Source organism: Haladaptatus ordinarius (assembly GCF_054177595.1).
Genome location: NZ_JBPEHH010000218.1, coordinates 1 through 3,070, shown reverse-complemented (window position 1 = coordinate 3,070; position 3,070 = coordinate 1). Strand labels below are relative to the sequence as shown.

Here is a 3,070-nt window from a genome sequence, read left to right as displayed (position 1 = left end):
AATCTCCCGAACACGTGGTATCGAGAGGCGAGACAACCAGCTCCGTCACGCCAGACGCTTCTTGAGGAGGTGAATGCAGCACTGTATGCTGGTTTTACGTCTTAACCGAATACGAATGGCTTCGACCCCACCTCTCACCGTGGTGTTTCAACCCTCTTTGGCAAAGAGGTCGTCCTCGAAGGGGATGCTCCACGAGACGACGGGCGATTTTTATCCGAGTTGTGGGACTATCGTGAGCAAGCCGACTATGGCTACGAACCACTGGATCTCGATGTGAGCGCACTTCATGCTCGAACGGAAGCGTTTGTTGATCGAATGGAAAATATCGTTAACGAACTCCAAGAAGGGAATTGACGACCAGTTGCGAGTCGCCCACCGATTTCTCAACAGAAAGAGCAACCCGAGTTCCTTGCAGTTCGACCGCGGACCGGTTCGCTTTGCAATCGTCGACCCCGCCACGTTTCCCCCGCCAGCAAAACCTATTTGCGCACCTCTCACCTAGTTCTCTCGGCCTATGGCAATCAAGCGAATGGACAATGTCCTCATCGTGGTCGAGGACCTCGAAGCTGCAAAGGCGTTCTTCGCGGAGCTCGGCATGCAGTTGGAGGGCGAGACGCGCGTCGAGGGAGAGTGGGTGGACCGCGTTGTGGGCCTCAAGAACGTCCAGAACGACATCGCCATGATGCGGACCCCCGACGGCCACGGCCGCGTTGAGCTCGCGAAATTCATCACGCCCGAGGCCACCCGCGACGGATCCGAGGAACCGGCGGTGAACACCCTAGGGATCCGCCGTATCATGTTCGCCGTCGACGACATCGATGAAGTCCTTAACCGCCTCCGCTCCCACGGCGCCGAACTCGTGGACGAAGTCGCCCAGTACGAAGACGAGTACCGCCTCTGCTATGTGCGCGGCCCCGAAGGCATCATCGTCGGATTGGCCGAGGAGCTTGACGGAGCCTAGCGGGTCAGCCCCCCATGCTCTTGGCGGTTACCGTTTTGAGCCCGGGTATCCCCGGGAAACACGGCGATTTGTCGTCGGCCCCAATCGGGAAAGGCGTCTTTTCCGCGACGACCCGTTCCGAAACCCGGTTAGTCGCCATCTGGCAGTAACTACGCACACCTATCTAACGGCTGTTTCAGTGAACCGCCTCGGGGTCAAGTGGTTCGAGAGACGGAGTCTCTCGTCATCACGAAAATCTCCGATTTTCGAACGACCCCGAGGCACTCGCCTTGAACCGTCTGTAGATACAGACCGTCTGATCAGTTTCCGGCCCTTCTGTCGTCCATATTGAATAGACACGACGACCAAGAGGATTCCATGGCCAACCTCATCTACTTCATCAACGCATCACTCGACGGCTACATCGCCGACGAGAACGGCAACTTCGACTGGACAGAGCCATCTGAGGACGCGCATGCCTTCTTCAACGACCACCAACGATCGGTCGACACCTCCCTTATCGGCCGACGCATGTATGAGACGATGAGGGTGTGGGACACCTTTCCCCTCGACGACCTCTCCGAGGTAGAACGCGAGTTCGCCGAGGCGTGGGGGGATACCGACAAGGTCGTCTACTCAACTACCCTGGACACCGTGCTGGAACCGCGGACCCGTCTGGAGCAAACGTTCGACCCCGAAGTGGTACAGGCCATGAAAGACGAGGCTGACCGCGACCTGTCCATCGGTGGCGCCGGTCTCGCTTCCGAGGCCATCCGGGTAGGTCTGGTCGACCGGTATGTGCTGCGCTTGGTCCCGACGATCGTCGGTGGGGGAACCCGAGCCCTCCCCGACGCAGCGCGGGTCGACCTCACTCTCAACACGACACGTCGTTTCGAGGACGGCTCCGTCCTAATCGACTACAGCCTCCGATGACCAAATCACCCCTAACTAGGCAGCGGAATAGATCGACCGAGAAGTCACCGTCAGGAGAGTGCGGTTTGATTCTGAAGACCATGTTCGCGTCTTCTATTTACGGGATCCTACAGGAGAGATCCACCTTCCCGTCTTCTGCATCGTTAGCACTCGGCCGAGATGGAGCCAACGTAAGTATATTAGTCATCGCTCGCAAACACTAACTCATGAAGCGGACGAGCGACACGGACATCGACGGCATTGATGTCACTCGACTCCAGTCCTATCTTTCGCAGACTGAAGTCACGTTCGCCCTCCTATTTGGATCCCATGCACGCGGGACGGCCACACCGACATCCGATGTCGATATTGCACTCCACTTTCCAGACCAGCTTGATGCCCGTGAGCGGTTTCAACGACGGAATCGTATCGATGCTGACCTCCAAGCATATGCCGAGGGCTTTGTGGACGTAAGCGACATCGAACAGCTCCCATTGAACGTCGTTCATTCAGCCGTTCGTGATGGAATACTCCTCGTCGGCGATGAAACAGCCGTAGACGATTATCGAACGGAAATCGAACAAGAGTACGATGCAACCGCCGATGAGCGAAAGCGGGAACGTCAGGAATTCATCAACCGTCTTGCGAGCGGTGACGTATAGATGGTCGATGAGGAGATTTTCGTCGATAAGCTCCAATACATCAACCAATACACCGACGATTTGCGGCAGATGCGTGGACAGTCACGAGACCAGTATCTGACCGATATGATAAGACAGCGGGCAGTCGAGCGAACGCTGATGAACCTCATCCAAGCGTGTATCGATCTTGCCCAGCACATCCGTGCCACAGAGGATCTCGCAGAGAGTGAAACCGCAAAGCAAGAGATACAGGCCCTTGGTGAGGCAGGGGTCATCACGAGTGAGACACAGGTAAAGATGGAAGAAGCAGTTGGGTTTCGAAATATCCTCGCCTATCGTTACGGTGACGTTGATCAGGAGGTCGTATTTGACGTCCTTCAAGACGACCTCCAGTGGTTTGAGCGGTTTCAACAGGAGTTGGCACAGTGGTTCCAGCAACAGCACAGTACGTGACTACTCCCACGACTGAAGTCCTGTCTCTTACCCACAAGTGCTAACGCCGCAGCTGACGAACCGAGGCTGTAAGATGCGGCATGGTTCACATAGTTGGCGGCCTGATATAGATGATGACGGAGAG

General features: G+C 56.4%; 4 protein-coding genes. All 4 read left to right on the top strand.

The window, feature by feature from the left end; translation table 11 throughout:
* Positions 1 to 514: 514 nt before the first annotated feature.
* The 4 genes from ACR3FF_RS26530 (at position 515) to hepT (ending at position 2,946) form a co-directional block, all read left to right on the top strand.
* Positions 515 to 961 (top strand): VOC family protein, encoded by a 447-nt coding sequence (locus ACR3FF_RS26530; RefSeq protein ID WP_458191076.1) that lies wholly within the window; start codon positions 515 to 517, stop codon positions 959 to 961.
* A gap of 357 nt (positions 962 to 1,318) precedes the next feature.
* Complete coding sequence (locus tag ACR3FF_RS26525) at positions 1,319 to 1,873, top strand: dihydrofolate reductase family protein (RefSeq protein WP_458191075.1); 555 nt, start codon at positions 1,319 to 1,321, stop codon at positions 1,871 to 1,873.
* A gap of 206 nt (positions 1,874 to 2,079) precedes the next feature.
* On the top strand, positions 2,080 to 2,514 hold the full coding sequence (gene mntA / locus ACR3FF_RS26520) for a type VII toxin-antitoxin system MntA family adenylyltransferase antitoxin (RefSeq protein ID WP_435158939.1): 435 nt from the start codon (positions 2,080 to 2,082) through the stop codon (positions 2,512 to 2,514).
* Entirely contained in the window at positions 2,515 to 2,946 is a 432-nt protein-coding gene (gene hepT, locus ACR3FF_RS26515) for a type VII toxin-antitoxin system HepT family RNase toxin (RefSeq protein WP_458191074.1), read from the top strand. It begins immediately after the preceding gene.
* Positions 2,947 to 3,070: the final 124 nt, after the last annotated feature.

What these genes read in the sequence shown, in the direction of transcription:
- ACR3FF_RS26530 (WP_458191076.1), top strand. Translation starts at nt 515, where the DNA reads ATGGCAATCAAGCGAATGGACAATGTCCTCATCGTGGTCGAGGACCTC.
- ACR3FF_RS26525 (WP_458191075.1), top strand. Translation starts at nt 1,319, where the DNA reads ATGGCCAACCTCATCTACTTCATCAACGCATCACTCGACGGCTACATC.
- mntA (WP_435158939.1), top strand. Translation starts at nt 2,080, where the DNA reads ATGAAGCGGACGAGCGACACGGACATCGACGGCATTGATGTCACTCGA.
- hepT (WP_458191074.1), top strand. Translation starts at nt 2,515, where the DNA reads ATGGTCGATGAGGAGATTTTCGTCGATAAGCTCCAATACATCAACCAA.